Below are 19311 nucleotides of genomic sequence, written 5' to 3' on the forward strand. Positions count from 1 at the left end.
AAAAAGAATAAAATTGACGTATTTTACCTACTTTTGCTTAAAGTTTATACCCTTAATGCACAATTAACTGTACTGATTAGCTAAAATAGTCTGTAATCCTGCTTCAGTTAACGATAAATATTTATAATTAGGATCTGCAGTCGTTCGCTCCAGCCATTCATTAGCAATACATATATCCGTTAATTTTTGTAGATCTGCAACGGATACCGACTGTCCTAACTTTTGGGAAAGTATTGCCGCAGCATCCTCTTCCATGTTCAAAAAGACTTGATCTCGAGTGGCACTACGATTTTTCATCTCATCATAAAATAATTGTAAAATATCAAGTTCATTCATGATGATTGTCCTTAAATAGATCGCTGAATACTTACAGTATAAGCTTAAATTAATATTGTGATTATAATCCAGATAAAAAAGAAAATAATTCTTTGCAAAAGAGACTTGCTTATACTTGACCACTTTTAAAGGGTTTAAGTGCAGGACCAGGATCGGATGGAGGTATTTGAAGTCCGGAACTAAAAAATGATTGTGAAGAAGAACCCAGCCCCAATTCTATTTTTTGCGTATCCGATACTAAAGGCTGCAAAGCCTCAACTAAAACAGACATTTGTGCAGCCGCCTCATCTAGCTCTTGCGAAGTGCAATCTTCTAAGGTAAGAACATACCAGATATACCGGGTAGTCATGCCGTTATAAAAGTCTGGTTTTTTCAACAAATCTTTATTGAGAGGATGGCGCGGTTTCAGTTTTAACCACTGTAATAAACTTTCTTTATCTGTTACATAACTGTTCGCAGGGACATTATACCATTTGTCATCCTGGTCATTTTTATATTGTTTTACCAATAAAATGGGAGTTTCCACTTCATTATAAGCAATTATTTCATCCTTAATTTGAGTTTTATCATCTTGTTCTAAAGCAACACGTACCTCCTCTAGTTTCTTCGACAAATCGTTATATTGCATATACAACTTTTTTAAAGATTCTAACTGTTGTTTTTCTTGATGTGATAAAGGTTTTTTGGGCTGGGTCAAAACATTTATAAGTTTTTCAATTTGTTGTAACTGGGTTTTATCTAATAATTTGGAAAGTTTCTTAGGGTTTTTCTGTTCCAAATCCGGAACCTCTAGATCTTCATGTACTACGACAACGTCTTGTAATTCTCCTCTAATACGTTGAAACCCATCAAAATCGACCTCATCAATTGATTCTTCTTCATTGACCCAATCAATAAAAGCTCTTAGCTGTACAAATAAATCTGAACTCAAAGTTTGGGTACGATATGCATTTCCAAAACCCTCCATTTCATAAAGCAAACCACTTCTAAAACCCAGCCAAAACGATTCGAGCATTCCAAGTACCGTATCGTATATTAAATAAGTCGCAGTCATTGCAAAAACGATTGAAATAGTCGCTACTGTCATTGGCACTACAACCAACATAGTCAGCAGAAAATTCATTGTGGGCGACATACCCTCATTTTTAAACGTATAGGCAAAGGCTAGAGGAAGGTGTATTACAGCTCCCACCCCAATAAGCGTCGCAAAGATTGCAAACAACGTATTGTATGCAAATATGCGCAAAGGTAAGATGGTTATACCCAATAAGATAGCTAATAGGTGGTTAAGGATATACATAAAATGTATTAAAAATTAGTACGTTAAGTGATTGTATAAAAGAATCTCACGTAGGGCAATAAGAAATCTTTGAATCCCGCTTAACGCGTGTTAATCTTGCATGTTTACGTTTTAAAACAAGTCGATCCGAGATGGAAGCAGTTGATGTCATTATTATTGGTGCAGGCGCCGCAGGTTTAATGTGTGCGATTGAAGCAGGAAAACGTCATCGTAGAGTTCTAGTGTTAGATCATGCGAATAAAGTTGGAAAAAAAATTTTAATGTCAGGCGGGGGCCGGTGTAATTTTACTAACTATTATATTGAACCTGAAAAATACACCTCAAATAATCCCCATTTTTTAAAATCTGCCTTAACACGCTACACTCAATGGAACTTTATCGAACTCGTTAAAAAACATAAAATTCCTTTCCATGAAAAAACCTTAGGTCAATTATTTTGTGATAATAAATCGAAAGATATTGTTGATATGCTGCTTAAAGAATGTGCTGCTGTAGGTGCAGCTATTCAACTTAATACCCGCATAGAACAGATTGAAAAATCATACCAATTTAAACTACAAACCACCAAGGGCATATTGAGCTGTGAGTCTTTGATCATTGCCAGTGGTGGTTTATCCATCCCTACAATGGGAGCAAGTCCATTTGCCTATAAAGTTGCAGAACAATTTGGGATAAAAGTATGGCCCACTCGTGCCGGGCTGGTTCCTCTTACTTTGGATGTATTGGAAAAAGAACGAGCCGCTCTGCTTTCTGGGATTGGTATTGATAGTTTAGTTAGTAATGCCCGCATAGAATTTCGTGAAAATACCTTATTCACCCATCGCGGTTTGAGTGGCCCTGCCATTTTGCAATTGTCTTCCTACTGGCATCCTGGAGAATGCATTTGTATTAATTTATTACCTGAAATCAATGTATTGGAGTACTTAAAAAAAGTACGTCTAGAAAAACCACAAAAACAATTAAACTCAATCTTGTCCACTCATTTGCCCAAACGAGTTATTGAATTATTTATTTCTCCAGAACTTGCTGATAAGAAACTTGCAGATTTATCAAATCGTGATTTCGAATCTATAGCAAAACAACTCAACTCCTGGATTGTAAAACCAAATGGGACTGAAGGATATCGTACTGCTGAAGTAACTCTTGGCGGTGTAGATTGCCATGCCATTTCTTCTAAAACAATGGAAGCTCAAGATACCCCTGGCCTTTATTTCATTGGCGAAGCCTTAGACGTTACTGGTTGGTTAGGAGGATATAATTTTCAATGGGCTTGGTCATCGGGATGGGCCGCTGGACAAGTGGTATAATCCTTGATGCAGCAAAGCGGAATCCAAGCTACAAAAATCTCGCATCGTCACAGGCTCTTTACTTCAAAAAGAAATAAGCAATTAGTGTCAAAATTATGGATAAAACAAGGTAAGCTAATTTACCAAGATGCATCTCACTTAAAAGATTTTTTGCTTTTTCCCAATAGTCAATCAAATCGATGATTAATGAACCACAAAACCATAAATATATGGGTCTCTGCCAAAATGGTTTATCCATAAAACCACCTAAAACAAATAATTGTGATTTGCATAAACTGCAATAATATACTGCTTGATCCGTAGTAACTAATCTTTTTTCCCAACAAACAGTGGGTTCCATGCGCTGTCGACAAAACTTGCACTGAATTTTCATATTTTTAGGATTTCACATGGGGTGTACAATATTTTACCACAATAAGAATATGAGTAGAAGCTCAAGGGGCATCAACGCCTGTTTAGGTCATTTACCTAACTCTTCGCATCAAATATAGACCCAATAACGCAAAAATAAAGGTAGGTCCTAAGGCAGCTAATTCAGATGGCAATTGAAAAACTGTGCTTAGAGGACCAAAAAAACGGCTTACAATATGAAAGCTAAAACCGACCGCAGCCCCCACTAACAATTTTGATCCCATCGTGCTTGAGCGCAGTGGCCCAAAGATAAAGGGAATAGAGAGAATCATCATTACCATGGTCGTAAAGGGTTGAATAATTCGTTGTAAAAAAGCGAATTGATAGTTATGCACATTTTGATGATTTCGCTTTTGCTCACGTATATAACGATTTAGTTCTTTCAGAGTCATCTCATCGGGATCGCTACTGCTAATCATCAAGATTTTGGGCTTTACAGAGATCTCCCAAGGAAGAGAAGGAATCGTTCGAGCTGTGATTTTATCCGCACCAAAATCGGATTGTTGCACATTATAGGCCACCCAACCTGTTGGGGTATATTTCGCTTCGCGAATAAAACGCGACATTCTTAAATGATGATGGGCATCAAAATGGAACTGATAAATGTTGTTTAGGGTATTATTAGAGCGTATCAAACCCACAGAAATAAAATCATTGCCATGACGCAACCAAAAGCCTTTTGAGGTTCTTAATGTTTGACCTCCACTCACTGCCGCAGATTTATAGTCATTGCCATAATGGGCTAAGTAAGGTACTACGGTTTCGCCAAGTGCAGTAACTATCACAATAAGTAATAAAGATGCTTTTAAAACGGCCCAAGTTATTTGTCCTATAGACATACCTGAGGCGCGCATCACTACTAATTCGCTATTATTGGCTAAAATACCCAGGCCAATTAAAGAGCCTAAAAGGCTTGCCATAGGGAAAAATAAATACACTTGATAGGGCATTTGTAACAAGATAAAAAACGTTGCTTGTACGATACCGTAATCAACTCGGCCCAAGTCACTAATTTCGCCTACGAATAAAATAAAAATCTCTAAACCTACTAACATCAGCGTGACTAAAGCAATGGAGCCAAGAACAGTTTTCGCAATATAGCGATCTAGTATTTTCATACTCATGCCAGCTTCACCCGATCACGCCAGATTAGGAATAGTCCAAAGAGACCTATAATAAGATGCACCCACCATAAACCCATCCACTGAGGTGTTTTTCCGGAAATCATTGCATCACGTCCGATAAACAAAAAATTAGCATAGAGAATGTAAACAATGATTGCGGGTAGTAACTTGGCGTATTTACCAGAACGTGGATTTATTCGGCTCAAAGGAACTGCAATCAAAGTTAAAGTAAAGACCATGACGGGTACAGATATACGCCATTGTAACTCAGCTGCTTTAGCAGGACTTTCATTATTATAAGGTAATAGACTTGCGGTACTCATTGTACGGAGATCTTCAGATGCCTTCATTACAGGATGGGGTAATCGCGCTTTATATTCACCAAATTCCGCAACTTGATAATCAGCATGGCCTGGAATTCCCTGATATTCTTTACCATTTTGCAGAATGATATAGTCCTCACCTGTTTTTGCATCCGTTTCGGCAAAGGCTTGGTCTGCCCATAATACATCCCATCGTATTTGTTTATCGATAACACTCCGTTTTGCCAGAAATACCTGTTCCGCTTTAGCATGATCCCGGCTCATAGACTGGACGTAAAATACTTCCCGGCCTCCATTAATCGCATGAAAGCGTCCGGGCATGATAGTTTGTACCAAGGTTTGAATCCCTGTGGTGCGTAACAGCTTAGAACGTTCAATATAAATCAAAGGACTCACCCAAATCATTACTATTGCCACAATAATTGCCACTACTGTAGCCATGATAAAACTATGTTTTAGTAATTGATTGGGTCCATATCCACAGGCACGTAATACAGTCATCTCACTTTCCGCGTATAAACGCCCGTAAGCGAGTAACATGGCAATATAAAAACCCAATGGTATCAACAAGCTGAGTAAAGTAGGCAATTCAAGTACCATTAACTTCATAATAATGACACCAGGAATATTTCCGGAGGCTGCCCGATTTAGATATTGTATGAATTGGTTGCTCAGAAAAATTAATACCAGTATGGAGGTTAGCGCGATCAAAGTGAGAAACACTTCTTTAGCTAAATAACGAAAAATGATCACTCAATCAATGCCCCCATTTTAGTAGTCTTATTCATAGAATCATTCTCATCTTGAACATTGTATCCTCTTGTGGAGAACTAAAAAAGCACTTTTCTACCCCCACCCAGAAACAATCTATTATTTGACTAGTTTTGTTAAAGTTTAATCAACTGTTAGTGGGTGTATTAAGACATAAGGATTAATTGAAAATCATCTACTGTGAAATAATGAGAGTTGAAAGTATCCAAATAGATGAGTGAGAATGGATTTATAAGAAACAGCATCAAGATTAATTGCATGGATGGAAGATTTAAGGATAAGATGATTAGGAAACTTAAAAGCAGCACCAACTGAATGTTAGCGCTGCTTTTAAAAGATATAACTAATGTTTAACTTCAGATGCTTTTTTAGCTTCTTGAACGAAACCTAACATAGCCTTTTCAACAATTTGAAAAGATTTTTGCATATAATCTAAAGCTTTGTGGCCATTTTCAACAGCTACATTAATTTGCTTTTCCAATAGTTCTTCAGGTTTTTTAATACCCGCGATCTCTTCAGGTTTGAGATAATTCATACCTTGTAAGGTTTTTACATTTAATTCAGCCATGGCTTGAAAAGGCTCTTGAAGTTTTTTTGCTATTTCAGTCCATCTTTCAAAATTTTGTTGAGTCATGATATTCTCCTCTATGTTGCATTGCACAATTTAATATTAGTCCATAGAGTCCACATATGTCAATGGGTTAGACAAATATTTTTTGCAATGCAGCATAAAAATGAATGCGTGGGTTTCCCTTTCTATTTAAAGAACACTTTCCCGCTCAACCTTTAAATAAATTTTGCCATTGTTGCATCATGGTTTGCATTTGTTGATTCCATGTTTCAGTAGCCTGGCGGTAGGGATTATTTTGTAAAGGTTTCTCCATCGCTTGGAACATTTGCTCCATCATCTGTTTTAAAGAAGCATGCATTGGATGATTTGCGAGAGCAATAATTTGCCGTAATATCTCTGAAGATAAAAATTGGGTTGAACCTGCCTCCATCTCAACAATAATTTGTAATAAAATAGAGTTGGTGATGTCATTTCCGGTTAAGGAATCTTCCACTTTAAATTGCTTTCCCTCTACAACATAGCGCTGTAACTCTTCTAGGGTTATATACTGACTTGTTTCAGTATCATAAAGCCGACGATTTTTGTATTTTTTTATTAATCGAGTCATAGTTTTCTCTTTATGTTAGGTGAGGGTAAAAATATCACCCTATTCTTCATCGCCATTTAAGTTTAAGGTTCTGCCTAAGGGTTCCTGCGGATAGACCGTTGGATACAAACAACAATAATTCCTTAACTGAATAGAGATGAATCTATTGCCTCTCCTGAAACAGGAAGAAGTCTTTATAATAAGGAAGATAGCATTTTAATACATGTGGAGACCACCGTTGACGCTCAGATTAGCTCCGGTAATATATCGACTCTTTTCACTAATTAGAAATTCTACAGCCCAAGCAATTTCTTGAGTTTGTGCTAAACGTTTAGCAGGAATTTGCGCAATGATTCCTTCTAAAATATCTGGACGAATACCTTTCATTAATCGAGTATCTACATAACCGGGAGAAAGACTGTTCACAGTGATGTTTTTACTCATTAGCTCTTGCGCCAAACTCTTAGTAAAACCATAAACTCCTGCTTTGGATGCGGCATAGTTTACTTGTGAAAATTGTCCTTTTTGAGCATTCACCGAAGAAACATTCACGATCCGACCGGACTCATGCTCTTTCATGTTTTCTACTACATGGCGAGTTACATTAAACATACCATCGAGGTTCACAGTTAATACTTCATCCCATTGCTGCTTAGTCATTTTTGTAAATACAGCATCCCGAGTAATTCCTGCATTATTAATTAACGCATCAATATTACCGTACTCTTCAATAATGGAAGAAATAACCTTTCCGCATTGCTCATAATCGGTTACGTCCATATGACGAAAATAGATATTCTTATGACCTTCATCTACTCGTTCTTTTTTCCATGCTTTTCCTTCATCCTCAGAAATTAAATCAAGTGCAAAAATATGTTTGTAAGAGGAGTTCAATTCTTTCGCGATTGCAGTGCCGATATCGCCAGTACCACCAGTAATCAATACAATATTATTATGTTGCATATGGTTCTCTATGAGTTAGAAAGTTGTGAGAATTAATGAAAAAATGACTTTACTGCCCAAGAGTCACCCTCCTGGGCTAAACTTTACATATACTGTCCGCCATTAATATCTAAGTTCGCACCAGTAATAAATCCACTTTCCGAAGATGCTAAAAAAGCCACCGCATCAGCGATCTCTTTTGGATACCCTAAACGGCCAACAGGAATATTTGAGATAATTGATTTGAGTACTTCTTCTTTCACAGAAGCAAGCATAGGAGTTTCGATATAACCAGGAGAAACCGTATTCACAGTGATGCCTTTATTTGCTACTTCCAAGGCAAGACTTTTAGTAAACCCATAGAGCGCAGACTTGGTCGAAGCATAATTACATTGGCCAAATTGACCTTTTCGTCCATTAATTGAAGAAATGCTAATAATCCGACCATAACCTTTATCGAGCATTACAGGGATTGTATTGCGAGTCATATTAAATACGCTGGTTAGATTGGCATCAATCACACATTGCCATTGCTCGGGAGTCATTTTTCGTAAACTACAATCTTGAGTAACCCCGGCATTATTAACTAGAACGTCAACTCGGCCATAACGCTCCATGACTAAAGCCAATATTTTTTCACAATCTGCAAATTGTGCGATATCACCGTAAACGATATCTATATCATAACCGAGCTTTTTTTGTTCCTCTTGCCATTGCTTCGCTTCTTCATGCTTTCCATGTTTGAAATAACACGCTACAACCTGAAAATCGGCAGCTAAACGTTGACAAATGGCTGTCCCTATACCACCCGTACCACCAGTAACTATTGCTACACCTTTCATCATAACCACTCCCTGTTATTACGAGATTAAAATACTACTATAGACAATCAAAATGAAAAAACAAATAAAATTACCATTTCTCACCCTGTCCTTTCACTTTCATGAAAAGACATAGGGAGAAATATAGAAAAATTATCTATACACAGGAACATATCCTTTGATCTGTTGTGCAAATTGTCTCAATACATCAAGACCTGATTCTTCAGCTTGACGACACCATTGCTGTAGTGCCTCAATAAGTTCTTTTTGGGTAGAGGCCGTCTTCAACCAAATACCTTGTAATGATTGCTTGTAAGCATAAACAATACGCAATTGTTCACGAGCTTCTAACAAACGAGACAAACGGATTTTTGCTTTATTACTTAAAAGACAATTTTCACGTCGTAATAAACTTCCAGCACGCGCAAAAAGTTTCTTTTCTTCCTTGCTCTCTAGGTTATTATATTTTTCTTGTTTCAGTATGGGTCTAATCACACTTTTATAATAATTAGACATCACTTGAAACCGGTTCGAGATCACGGCTTTAACCGTATCTAAATCGACTTGCAGTTTACCTTTTTCCATAGCCAGTTTTGGTGGTAATTTTTTAACTTTGGCAAGGCCTAAAAAGGAAAGAATACGAATGTACATCCAGCCAATATCAAATTCCCACCATTTAACCGAGAACTTTGCAGAAGAAGCAAAAGTATGATGATTATTATGTAATTCTTCTCCGCCTATCCAAAAACCCCAGGGGAAAATATTTCTTGCAGCATCGGGACATTCAAAATTTCTATATCCCCAATGGTGACCAATTCCATTAATGACCCCAGCGGCATGAACAGGTATCCACATCATTTGAATTGCCCAGACCGTAATGCCAGGCACACCAAATAAGAAGAGATCGATGAGTAACATGAGCAAAATTCCCTTGGCAGAATGAGGAGAATAAACTTTTCGCTCAAGCCAATCTGTGGGAGTACCATGAGAGTACTTAGCTACCATTTCTTTATCTTTACGAGCTGTTTTATAAAGTTCAGCTCCTTGCCAAAATACTTTTTTGATGCCAAAAACTACAGGGCTATGAGGATCCCCCTCAACATCTGATGAGGCGTGATGTTTACGATGAATAGCAACCCAATCTGCGGTAACCATTCCAGTTGTTAACCACAGCCATAAACGGAAAAAATGACTGACAATAGGATGCAATGTCATCGCCCGATGCGTTTGATTTCGATGAAGATATAGCGTTACTGCTGCGATAGTAATTTGCGTCATAACCAACGTTGCAATCACATATCCCCAAAAAGACAGGTTTAAATAACCAAAAACCATAATAGCTCCACTTTAAATGCAAAATGCAAAATGCAAATTAAGAAAAAACTCATCCTTTAGTTTGGGTACCCAGATAAGAATTCCAGAAAATCCTTATATCATATTAAGGATAACACAATTTTACTCTTTACGTTGCAACATTTCATTATGTAGCCGATAATTAATAGATAATTATATAGGAATTATGTTATGAACGATAAATTTTCCTTAGGAAAAATTTTTGAGAATATAGTGCCCTTCTTAATAGCAGGGGTTGCTATTGCACTATTCTTTGGACTGCTGTTTATGTTTTCCTATGTTTTGATTTGGGGTCTTCTTATTGGGGGCATTCTCTGGATAATCGCAACCATAAAACAATATCTATTTCCAAACAACCCGGCTAAAACAGAAATAACTACTAAAAGTCAGGGCCGAATCATTGACCATGACGATCAAAAATAATGCCTGAGTTACCTGAGGTTGAAACTACAAAAGAAGGAATAAAATCCCATCTCGAAGGACAAACAATCAAAGGGGTTACGGTGCGTAATTCTAAACTTCGCATCCCTGTTCCTCCTAATTTGGATCAATTGTGTGCTGGCAAAAAAATAGTCGGAGTTTCTCGTAGGGCAAAATATATTCTGATCCAGCTCTCAAAAGGATATCTATCAATCCATCTCGGAATGTCAGGTCATTTACGCATAGTCGATGCTAAAAGTGAACCAGAAAAGCACGATCACATCCTGTTAACGTTGACCAATGGCTGTATGCTTCGCTTCTGTGATCCTAGGCGTTTTGGTTTGTTTCTTTATATTGATGAAAATCCGTACCAACATCCACTATTTGCTCATTTAGGCCCTGAACCTCTTTCTGATGAATTTAATGGGCATTACTTAGTCCAAAGGGCAAAAAATAAAAATAAACCCATCAAATCATTGATTATGGATAATGAAATTGTAGTAGGTGTCGGAAATATTTATGCTACTGAAAGTCTATTTTTAGCTAATATTCATCCAGCTACTCCAGCGAAAATGCTCTCTGAATTAAGATGTCAGGTACTTACAAAACAGATTAAAGAAGTACTCAAACAGGCAATATTATGCGGTGGAACTACGCTGCGTGACTTTTATGCTTTTGATGGCAAACCAGGTTACTTCAGTATGTCCCTCAAAGTGTATGGTCGAAAAAATCAACCTTGCTTGCTTTGTCAACACCCTATCAAATCCCTCATGATTGCTGGCCGTAATTCTTTTTTTTGCCCCAATTGCCAAAATTAATTTCAGCAGTTACGCAGCAACAAAGACAACAATGCATCTAAAATACGTCTTTACCCTGCTCATCATATAACTCAATTGCTCAATACTTGATTTTAAATTAACATACAATTGCTTAATTTTATTAAGGTTTTGTATGTTGCGTTTAAAATTAGCAAGACATATCGTCCGAAAATATCAAGAAAACGGGAGAATTCACCTTCCTGACTTCGTTATCTACGATTTCGATGAAGATGAATACCAGACGTTTTGGCGAGAAATTACACTGTATCCGCGGCAAAGATTATACACCGATGGAATCGATATTTTTCGTGTTAGTTGGTTTCGTACAATTTTTGAATCATTTAAAGGTTGGTTAGGCTTTGAAAATCATTGCCATCCTAATCGAATAGAAATGACTTTAGCCAAAATCGCCTATACTGGCTATATCAAAGGCTTTAAAGCTGAGGAGTTGAATAAAAGCAGCGATGGATTCCCAATCTCTAAACGTTTCATAAAATTAACCCACTCACCCAGAACCAATCACACCTCTAAAGAACTGCAACGATTATTAATGAGTCATTTCCTCACTCACTCCCATAGTTTTCCAGAATTCAATGCATCCATTCGTGTAGGGTACCCTTTTGGACAAACCTTAATACAAGAATATTTGGCTTATTTAGTTCCCTCCATCGATCCTCAAGACTACCAAATAATAAAAGATGCAATCAGCCAAATTCATTACTACGGACAATCCGTCAACAAAGCAAATTGTTTTCAATCCAGTCTCTTTGCTGAAGCATATGCCCAACATTTGGCTGCCCAACAACAATACCACGAAGCATTAGCATGGTCTCCCGAAGTCAAACATAAGTTTAAAAAACCTTTTATCGATTATTATTTAACTCAGGAACAATTTGATCCCCAAGCCTTAAAACTTGCAGTTGAGCTTATCGCTGCATTATTTTTATCACCCAATATGAGCGATCAGGAACAAGCTGTTGATTACATCAAAGCTAATTTTGACAACGAAGAACAAGCAGTTTATTTGATACCCTATCCCCAATTACGCATCCAAGTCGCTAAATCTTATATAAACGATGCTAAAAGGGAAAGAAGTAAATGGGGGATAACCAAACTACTTATTGGTAATCAAACTCTTGAGTGTTTAGCCCAAGCCGTCCGACTTGAACCCCAGATTCTTGATCAAGAGGATTCAATGCAGGATATCACAATAAAAGAAGAATGGATTTTACATCAATTTGACTCTGCCATTGAAAACAATCGGTTTCAAGACGCAGATACTTTGTATACAAGTCATCCTAATTTCAAATTTAATAAACACGGGCTTGAGCGCTTACGAGAACATTATTGCACTCAATTTAATGCCAATGAATCTCGAGTAAAAGAACTATTGCTCAGTCAAAAAACTGAAGCAGCACAAATTGCTGCAGAGCAAATCATCCTTGCGTCAAAGATAATACGTATCAAACCTCATGATTTTCTTGTCATGGAGGCAAGCATGACTTATGCATCGACTATTTTGATAATTGATGAACTCATACACTCGGCTAAAGACTCCGATCGAGCTCAATTGAATAAAGCACAACATCTACTTAGTGAATACTTATTCCTTAATAGCAATAGTGCGTTAACCCAACTTTATAATAAATTATTACTTCGTAAGATTGATTGTTTGATTGCACGACTTGCGGTCCCCATTGATTATAACGATCATTTAAGCACTCGAACCCTATTCCTTAAAGAACACACCGACGAAGTAGAAGAATTGAAAAAGGAGCTTCGAGCTTTCATTGCTTTTAATGAGTCCAAGTCAAAAGAGATGCGCCAAACTCTGGCAAAAATGTATTATTTACTAGCTGATGTCCTTGTTTATTTTGAGGAAAAGAAACAAGAGGCGATTCCTTACTTTAAGAAAGCGAAGGAATTTATGCCTGAAAATCTCTATTATAACCTCCGTTACCTTGAGATCATTGAAGACGAACGAAAGCATGAAGCAAGAGAAAAAATAGGAGCTATTGGCCATTTACATGAAATGCATTACCGTAATTACATGCTGGAACGTTGGGGTGAGGACAAAATCATGTCCTCTGGTTTTGACATACATATGGTTCCCCCAAACGAATCCTTTTTCAACTCTTTAGGGAGGGCAATAGGATTTTTCTAAAGTAGATTGCGACCAGGGATACTTATGCCGAGATTATATTCTTACCAAAAACTCTCTGGGCAATTGTATCAACTTGCGCTATATTACCGCGAATTTACTTAACCCTAACGCTAATGAAAATAAATCAATTCCGAACGGCTTGGATTCTTTGTAAGATCATATTTTACACAGCAGTAACCAGTACACGCTGTCTTTCTAAATATTTTTTTAGCACTCTCAACCGAAAGTGGACGGATAAAGCATTACACCATTGGATTGATCAACTGCTGAATGCAGTACAAGTAGAGTATAAAGTGATTAACCCTTTTAATACTCATCCCCAAGCAGGAAAGGCGACCATTATTATGTGCAATCATTCCAGTGCTTATGATATTCCTCTCGCATTTAAAGCTTTTCCAAATAACTCCATTCGCATGCTATCCAAAAAAGAACTCGCAAAAATTCCTTTAATGGGACAAGCCATGAAAGCGGCAGAGTTTCCCTTTATTGATCGAAAAAATAGATATCAAGCCATAAAGGACCTAGCATTTGCTAAGCAATTAATGGAAAGTGGAATTGTTATGTGGATAGCTCCGGAAGGAACTCGCTCCAAAGATGGAACACTCGGTTCATTTAAAAAGGGAGGATTTATCACCGCAATTCAGTCCAAGGCAACCATTATTCCTATAGGGATACGGGGTGCTAATAATATTTTACCCGCACGTACGTTTAATTTTCATCTAAAACAAAAAGCAGAAATCCATATAGGCAAGGCAATTGATGCATCACAATTTACACTTGAGAACAAAGAAAAACTAATTCATCAGACTTTTGAAGTCATCAAAGAACTGGTGGGAGAAAATACGTCTCCTTAATTGCCACACAAACTAGAACCTTACTCCATATCCACTCGGTGTATTGACTATGGATGCTGCCAATCCTATTGCCCTCGGATCCGATGCCGCAGTCAAGATATTGGTTTGTTTATCCCAAGTAATTGCTTGCATATCACCATAATTTCGGCCTAACTGCATCAGATTATACCCCATAGCTTTTAAAGCTTGTTGAATTGATGGAGGCAAAGCATCGGGTTCAATCTGTACCACATCGGGCAAATACTGATGATGAAAACGCATTGCTGATACCATACTAATTGCCCCGTACGTGTCATAAAATACCAATGATGCGATTAACACCATGGTAGGAATACGACTACCGCCCGGTGTTCCTAAAATTGCCACACGATCGGGTAATTCAAGAAAAGTGGGCGTCATACTGGATAAGGGCCTTTTTCCAGGTGCGATCGCATTTTGATCTGCTCCAACAATACCAAAAACATTTTCTTGGCCCACTTTGCTTGAGAAATCATCCATCTCGTCATTCAATAAAACCCCCGTGCCCTCAGCGACAACACTGGAACCAAAAATAAAATTTATGGACAGAGTCGCTGCAACACGATTGCCTTCAGTATCAATAATGGAGAAATGAGTTGTGTGCGTAAGACTTTTTTGTTCTCCTTGATGATTTTTGGTTTGTTCTTGCAAAATAGAACTAGGTATTGCCTTATTAGGTGGAATTAATGTACTCAACTGCTTGGCGTTTTCTGCAGAAAGTAACTTTTCGACAGGAATAGTGACAAAGTCAGGATCCCCAAGAAACCGTTCACGCTGCCAATAGGCAAGACGCATAGACTCTACTAGGTAATGAACCCATTGAACTTTTGAAAATGATGCGAGGGAATAGTGAGACAATATATTCAACATAGTCAATAGTGCTACTCCTCCTGCTGAAGGTGGGGGGGCAGTAACAATGAGCATATTATGATAGGCTCCTATCAAAGGCTCTCTGACCTTAATACGATATTTAGACAAATCCTCGAGCGTCCAAATACCTCCCGCAGCATTCACCCCCCTCACCAATCGATCTGCGACTTCTCCAGCATAAAATCCTTGCTCTCCTTTTTCTGCAATGAGTTTTAAGGTATTCGCCAAATCGGTTTGAATTAACCGTTCTCCAATGCGATAGGGACGCCCCTTATTCAAGAAAATCTTAGCAGTGGATGGATATTTTTTGATTTGTGTTAATCGATCTTCATTGCTTAAAAACGAACTTAATTGTTTATCAACCAAAAAACCTTCTTGTGCTATTCTAATGGCCGGCGCCAATGATTTTGCTAAGGGTAATCGCCCATAATTTTTTGCAATATAGATCAATGCAGCTGGTTCTCCTGGAATTGCGGCTGCTAAACCTCCATTTAAGGATAATCCCGGGATTACACTACCATCCGGTGCTAAATACATGTCTTTTTTCGCAGCCAGTGGTGCAGTTTCTCGTCCATCAATAAAGATGTTTTTATGCTGATCTTCTTGATGTAGAAGCCAAAATCCCCCTCCCCCAAGACCAGAATGGTAGGGTTCAACGACGGCTAATACCGCAGAAACGGCAACAGCTGCATCAAAAGCATTTCCACCACTGGCTAAAATCTCAAGTCCTGCATTAGTTGCCAATGGATTTGCACTGGCGATTGCATATCCTGGTGGAAGAATATTATTTGGTTTGGCAAAAGTATTTGAAAAAAAAATCAATAAATTAATGCTAATTGTAATTAGGGAAAGTATTTTAAATACTAGCTGACGTTCCATGCTCATCCTGTCTCTTTTGGAGTTCCCTTACGACACAAGAAGGAACGAACTGAGAGATATCTCCGTTTAAAATCGCAATTTCGCGAACCAGAGTAGAAGAAATATACATAAAATTTTCTGAGGGTGTTAAAAAGATTGTTTCTATTTGCTTGGATAATTTTCGATTCATGCCGGCCAATTGGAACTCATATTCAAAATCAGAAACTGCCCGTAAACCGCGTAAAATAATTCCAGCCTTCTGTTCTAATACAAAATCAATTAAAAGATTATCAAATCCAACTACATGAACTCCGGGTAAATCTGCAACCGCTTCTTCTACGAGTTGTATCCTCGTTTCCAATGGTAAAAAAGGCCGTTTTGCTTTATTGCTTGCCACAGCAACAATCGTGTCAGGGAAAATCTTAGTAGCTCTACGAATAATATCCACATGCCCATTGGTAACTGGATCAAACGTACCAGGATAAATTGCTTTTAATTTCATATTAATTAAGACTGATTGCATATGCGATAAGTCTAGCGTATTGTTAATTGAAAAACTACAAAAATGGACTTGAGGTGAAAAATGAACAATATGAAACTATTTATAATAATACCCTTCTTCTTGCTAACTGCCTGTGCTCCTCCCCGACCTGCTGCAGAATTGCCTGAAAACAAAACGATGCCGGTAGAACAACGTAAAGCTAAAACAGAAACGGTCTCCTCCTGGGAAATTCGTGGTGCTATGGCTGCAAAGAGTAAAAGCAAAGGTTGGTCCGCTACTATGAATTGGAAACAAAGCGGCCCTAGTGCTTACCAAATTCGTCTCATGGGTCCTTTAGGCGGGGGAACGGTTCTTATTGATAAAAAAGGTGATACCGTCACATTCCAAGATGGACCTAAAAAAATAACGTCACACAATGCCGATGAACTATTAGTTGAACAAACTGGAATTAGGCTTCCGGTAAATAATCTTTATTATTGGGTAAGAGGGCTTCCAGCTCCAGGCCCAGTCCAGGCGGAGCATCGTGATGACTACAATCACCTGGTCGAATTAAAACAAAATGGCTATACGATTAATTTCACCAAATACACTTCGGTTAAAGGAGTTGATCTGCCAAGCATGATTCGCCTTGAAGGCAACGGAGTAATGATCAAAGTAGTGATTCAGAACTGGACCGTATAAATCCAGTCTGCATGTTTGAATTTTGCCGAGCGAAGTTTAGGGATTTTCTTCCTAAATTTCGCTTTACTTGTTCAAGTACATATGACAATCTAGCAGCAATGTCAACTCTTACTCTCACTTAAAAATAGAAAAAATTATTGCTTTCAAAGTTGACATGTTCCCAAAACCACTGCAAAATACGCAACACATTTGCAGGGATGAGCGCAATTTTATAACGGATGATTGTAAGAATCTGCAAATTTTAGGGGTGTCGCCAAGCGGTAAGGCACAGGGTTTTGATCCCTGCATACCTAGGTTCGAATCCTAGCACCCCTGCCACATTCTTGTTGATTCAAGTAAACAGACAGCAGAAGATAACCTGGAAGGATGCGTCTTGTAATGCTCAAATAATAATAATATCTTTTTGGCTGTCTTCTGCTATGTGTTTAAGTTAAGTGATTAACCTAAATCTAAGGCTTTTTACACATGTCCACAATGATGATTTTTGCCGGAAATGCAAATCCGGAATTAGCTCAACAAATTTCTTCTCATTTGAAAATACCTATTGGCAAAGCGACTGTCGGTACGTTTAGCGATGGGGAAACCATGATCGAGATTCTAGAAAATGTCCGAGGAAGAGACGTTTTTATAATCCAATCAACCTGTGCTCCAGCAAATAATAATCTGATGGAACTCCTTACAATGGCTGATGCGCTAAGAAGATCTTCTGCGTCCCGTATCACGGCAGTAGTTCCTTATTTCGGTTACGCACGTCAAGATCGCAGGGTTCGCTCTGCACGCGTGCCGATTACAGCTAAAGTTGTTGCTGATATGATGGCATCAGTAGGTATCTGTAGAGTTCTTACTGTAGATCTCCACGCGGATCAAATACAGGGCTTTTTCTATATGCCAGTCGACAACGTTTATGCGACTCCGATACTTCTCGAAGATATACAAGACCAGAATCTAGAAAATATGATGGTTGTCTCTCCTGATGTTGGGGGTGTTGTTAGAGCCCGTGCGGTTGCAAAACGCCTTGACCATGCGGACTTATGTATCATCGATAAACGTCGTAGTGGTCCTAATAAATCCGAGGTAATGCACATCATTGGCGAGCCAAAAAATAAAAACTGCATTATTGTTGATGACATTGTAGATACCGCAGGAACTCTTTGCTCCGCAGCACATGAACTTAAGAAAAATGGCGCCCATAGCGTAAGAGCCTATATTACTCACCCTGTTTTATCTGGCCCTGCAGTCAATAATATTAAAAATTCCGTACTTGATGAAATTGTAGTAACGGATACTATTCCTTTGTCTGACGAAGCACGTCAATGTAAAAAAATTCGGGTTGTAAGTTTATCTGATATGCTGGCTCAGGCAATTAAACGAGTCAACATAGAAGAGTCCGTAAGTTCCATGTTCGCTGAATAAACATAAAATATTCCTAAGGACTATACCGGTCTAACCTGTTTGCTTGCAAACAGGTTCTCTCAACTCCGCATCAATCTTAGCTGCAGATTGTGGTTCCTTTTGGCATTTCTTCACCGATTGCCCGCGAAATTCATTTTTTAGGATAGAAATTATTGATCCCGCGGACAAGCCGCGGAAATAGGAGGATTGATTATCTTTTAGAACCCTGCTGCAAGGAGGGCTGGATTCGATTCAGAGCTCTTAGAAGACTGATGAACGTTTGAACCTGAGAAGGTTTTTTTGAGCAACGTAGCCCTACATCAGCACCCAAGCTCCGAACTGCTTTTCATTCAAGATACGCCAGAATAACGCTCAGTCTAAGGGCTTAACACTTACGAAATTCAACTGCTAGCATTTACGACTCTTCGCAACGTCCAGATGGAACATACTTGCACTGTCGCTAATTAGAATAACTTGTTAACATTTAGATTATAAAAAAGGAGCTCCCAGCTCCCCTTTTACTACATATTTGAGTTAGTCGCGCGTACCAACATATTTATCATCGAAATATCGACGTAGTTTAGTTCTCAAAGTTCCACGACTAATCCCCAGCATAATTGCTGCTCGAGACTGATTGTATTTACAATGTTCCATTACGGCACGGAACAATGGTGTTTCAATCTCTTCAAGTACAAATTGGTATAAGTCAACAGGATCAGTTCCCTTAAGCTCTGAAAAATATTTTTGCACTGAAAGAGTTACGCTTTCGGCTAGAGAAGCGGTGTTATCCACTACTTCATTACTGATTGTTGTCATTATTATTAGCTCCTCCTTTTAAAAACAGTATATTACCGAAACAAGCCCATGGAGACAAGGGCAGAACAGAAAA

21 protein-coding genes and 1 tRNA gene are annotated in these 19311 nt (G+C 38.2%); 8 read left to right on the forward strand and 14 right to left on the reverse strand.

The genetic code is table 11. The features are described 5' to 3' along the window. Window positions 1–63: 63 nt before the first annotated feature. On the reverse strand, window positions 64–336 hold the full coding sequence (locus ACWTE2_RS29905) for a hypothetical protein (RefSeq protein WP_454785617.1): 273 nt from the start codon (window positions 334–336) through the stop codon (window positions 64–66). A 109-nt stretch (window positions 337–445) separates the two neighbouring features. Next, a complete protein-coding gene (locus ACWTE2_RS29910) occupies window positions 446–1558 on the reverse strand; it encodes a coiled coil protein (protein WP_454785618.1) in 1113 nt (370 codons plus the stop codon). Window positions 1559–1767: 209 nt separating this feature from the next. Here ACWTE2_RS29910 and ACWTE2_RS29915 point away from each other — a divergent pair, with 209 nt between their 5' ends. Then, window positions 1768–2943, forward strand: coding sequence for a BaiN/RdsA family NAD(P)/FAD-dependent oxidoreductase (locus ACWTE2_RS29915; protein ID WP_454785619.1), 1176 nt, complete (start codon window positions 1768–1770; stop codon window positions 2941–2943). A 58-nt stretch (window positions 2944–3001) separates the two neighbouring features. Here the strand turns inward: ACWTE2_RS29915 and ACWTE2_RS29920 are convergent, their stop codons facing one another. The 8 genes from ACWTE2_RS29920 to ACWTE2_RS29955 form a co-directional block, all read right to left on the reverse strand. Further along, a complete protein-coding gene (locus ACWTE2_RS29920; RefSeq protein ID WP_454785620.1) occupies window positions 3002–3283 on the reverse strand; it encodes a hypothetical protein in 282 nt (93 codons plus the stop codon). A gap of 124 nt (window positions 3284–3407) precedes the next feature. Then, a complete protein-coding gene (gene lptG / locus ACWTE2_RS29925) occupies window positions 3408–4478 on the reverse strand; it encodes an LPS export ABC transporter permease LptG (protein ID WP_454785621.1) in 1071 nt (356 codons plus the stop codon). Continuing rightward, on the reverse strand, window positions 4475–5554 hold the full coding sequence (gene lptF, locus ACWTE2_RS29930; RefSeq protein WP_454785622.1) for an LPS export ABC transporter permease LptF: 1080 nt from the start codon (window positions 5552–5554) through the stop codon (window positions 4475–4477). Before lptF ends, lptG begins: the two co-directional genes overlap by 4 nt. Before the next feature lie 361 nt (window positions 5555–5915). Continuing rightward, entirely contained in the window at window positions 5916–6206 is a 291-nt protein-coding gene (locus ACWTE2_RS29935) for a phasin family protein (protein WP_454785623.1), read from the reverse strand. 145 nt (window positions 6207–6351) lie between these two features. Further along, entirely contained in the window at window positions 6352–6750 is a 399-nt protein-coding gene (locus tag ACWTE2_RS29940) for a polyhydroxyalkanoate synthesis regulator DNA-binding domain-containing protein (protein ID WP_454785624.1), read from the reverse strand. Window positions 6751–6945: 195 nt separating this feature from the next. Continuing rightward, window positions 6946–7692 (reverse strand): acetoacetyl-CoA reductase, encoded by a 747-nt coding sequence (gene phbB, locus ACWTE2_RS29945; protein WP_182392454.1) that lies wholly within the window; start codon window positions 7690–7692, stop codon window positions 6946–6948. A gap of 83 nt (window positions 7693–7775) precedes the next feature. After that, a complete protein-coding gene (gene phbB, locus ACWTE2_RS29950; protein ID WP_454785625.1) occupies window positions 7776–8516 on the reverse strand; it encodes an acetoacetyl-CoA reductase in 741 nt (246 codons plus the stop codon). Window positions 8517–8645: 129 nt separating this feature from the next. Beyond that, window positions 8646–9827, reverse strand: a complete 1182-nt coding sequence (locus ACWTE2_RS29955; RefSeq protein WP_454785626.1) for a DesA family fatty acid desaturase — start codon at window positions 9825–9827, stop codon at window positions 8646–8648. 189 nt (window positions 9828–10016) lie between these two features. Between ACWTE2_RS29955 and ACWTE2_RS29960 the strand changes: the two genes are divergently transcribed. From ACWTE2_RS29960 to ACWTE2_RS29975, 4 genes are all read left to right on the forward strand, one after another. After that, entirely contained in the window at window positions 10017–10268 is a 252-nt protein-coding gene (locus tag ACWTE2_RS29960; RefSeq protein ID WP_454785627.1) for a hypothetical protein, read from the forward strand. Next, window positions 10268–11083: a bifunctional DNA-formamidopyrimidine glycosylase/DNA-(apurinic or apyrimidinic site) lyase gene (mutM, locus tag ACWTE2_RS29965; protein ID WP_454785628.1), complete on the forward strand. Its 816-nt coding sequence runs from the start codon at window positions 10268–10270 to the stop codon at window positions 11081–11083. The genes ACWTE2_RS29960 and mutM overlap by 1 nt, the downstream gene beginning before the upstream one ends. Before the next feature lie 133 nt (window positions 11084–11216). Then, the gene (locus ACWTE2_RS29970; protein WP_454785629.1) at window positions 11217–13247 is read left to right on the forward strand and encodes a hypothetical protein; all 2031 of its coding nucleotides are present in this window, start codon (window positions 11217–11219) and stop codon (window positions 13245–13247) included. Between the two features lie 113 nt (window positions 13248–13360). Then, window positions 13361–14101 carry a lysophospholipid acyltransferase family protein gene (locus ACWTE2_RS29975; protein WP_182392448.1) on the forward strand — a complete coding sequence of 247 codons (741 nt, stop codon included), beginning with the start codon at window positions 13361–13363 and terminating at the stop codon, window positions 14099–14101. Window positions 14102–14113: 12 nt separating this feature from the next. Here ACWTE2_RS29975 and ggt read toward each other — a convergent pair whose 3' ends face one another. From ggt to ACWTE2_RS29990, 3 genes are read right to left on the reverse strand one after another with little or no spacing between them, the layout of a single operon-like run. Beyond that, the gene (ggt, locus tag ACWTE2_RS29980; protein WP_454785630.1) at window positions 14114–15868 is read right to left on the reverse strand and encodes a gamma-glutamyltransferase; all 1755 of its coding nucleotides are present in this window, start codon (window positions 15866–15868) and stop codon (window positions 14114–14116) included. Continuing rightward, window positions 15846–16370, reverse strand: coding sequence for a pantetheine-phosphate adenylyltransferase (gene coaD, locus ACWTE2_RS29985; RefSeq protein ID WP_182392446.1), 525 nt, complete (start codon window positions 16368–16370; stop codon window positions 15846–15848). The genes ggt and coaD overlap by 23 nt, the downstream gene beginning before the upstream one ends. An 11-nt stretch (window positions 16371–16381) precedes the next feature. Continuing rightward, window positions 16382–16522: a hypothetical protein gene (locus ACWTE2_RS29990; RefSeq protein ID WP_454785631.1), complete on the reverse strand. Its 141-nt coding sequence runs from the start codon at window positions 16520–16522 to the stop codon at window positions 16382–16384. Between ACWTE2_RS29990 and lolB the strand changes: the two genes are divergently transcribed. From lolB to ACWTE2_RS30005, 3 genes are all read left to right on the forward strand, one after another. After that, window positions 16458–17030, forward strand: coding sequence for a lipoprotein insertase outer membrane protein LolB (gene lolB / locus ACWTE2_RS29995; RefSeq protein ID WP_454785696.1), 573 nt, complete (start codon window positions 16458–16460; stop codon window positions 17028–17030). The genes ACWTE2_RS29990 and lolB overlap by 65 nt on opposite strands. 243 nt (window positions 17031–17273) lie before the next feature. After that, window positions 17274–17348 (forward strand) — tRNA-Gln (locus ACWTE2_RS30000). Between the two features lie 147 nt (window positions 17349–17495). Beyond that, complete coding sequence (locus ACWTE2_RS30005; protein ID WP_454785632.1) at window positions 17496–18443, forward strand: ribose-phosphate pyrophosphokinase; 948 nt, start codon at window positions 17496–17498, stop codon at window positions 18441–18443. 513 nt (window positions 18444–18956) lie between these two features. Here ACWTE2_RS30005 and ACWTE2_RS30010 read toward each other — a convergent pair. Next, window positions 18957–19238 carry a helix-turn-helix domain-containing protein gene (locus ACWTE2_RS30010; RefSeq protein ID WP_003633193.1) on the reverse strand — a complete coding sequence of 94 codons (282 nt, stop codon included), beginning with the start codon at window positions 19236–19238 and terminating at the stop codon, window positions 18957–18959. Window positions 19239–19311 lie beyond the last annotated feature (73 nt).

This window comes from Legionella nigrisilvae, from assembly GCF_977063395.2.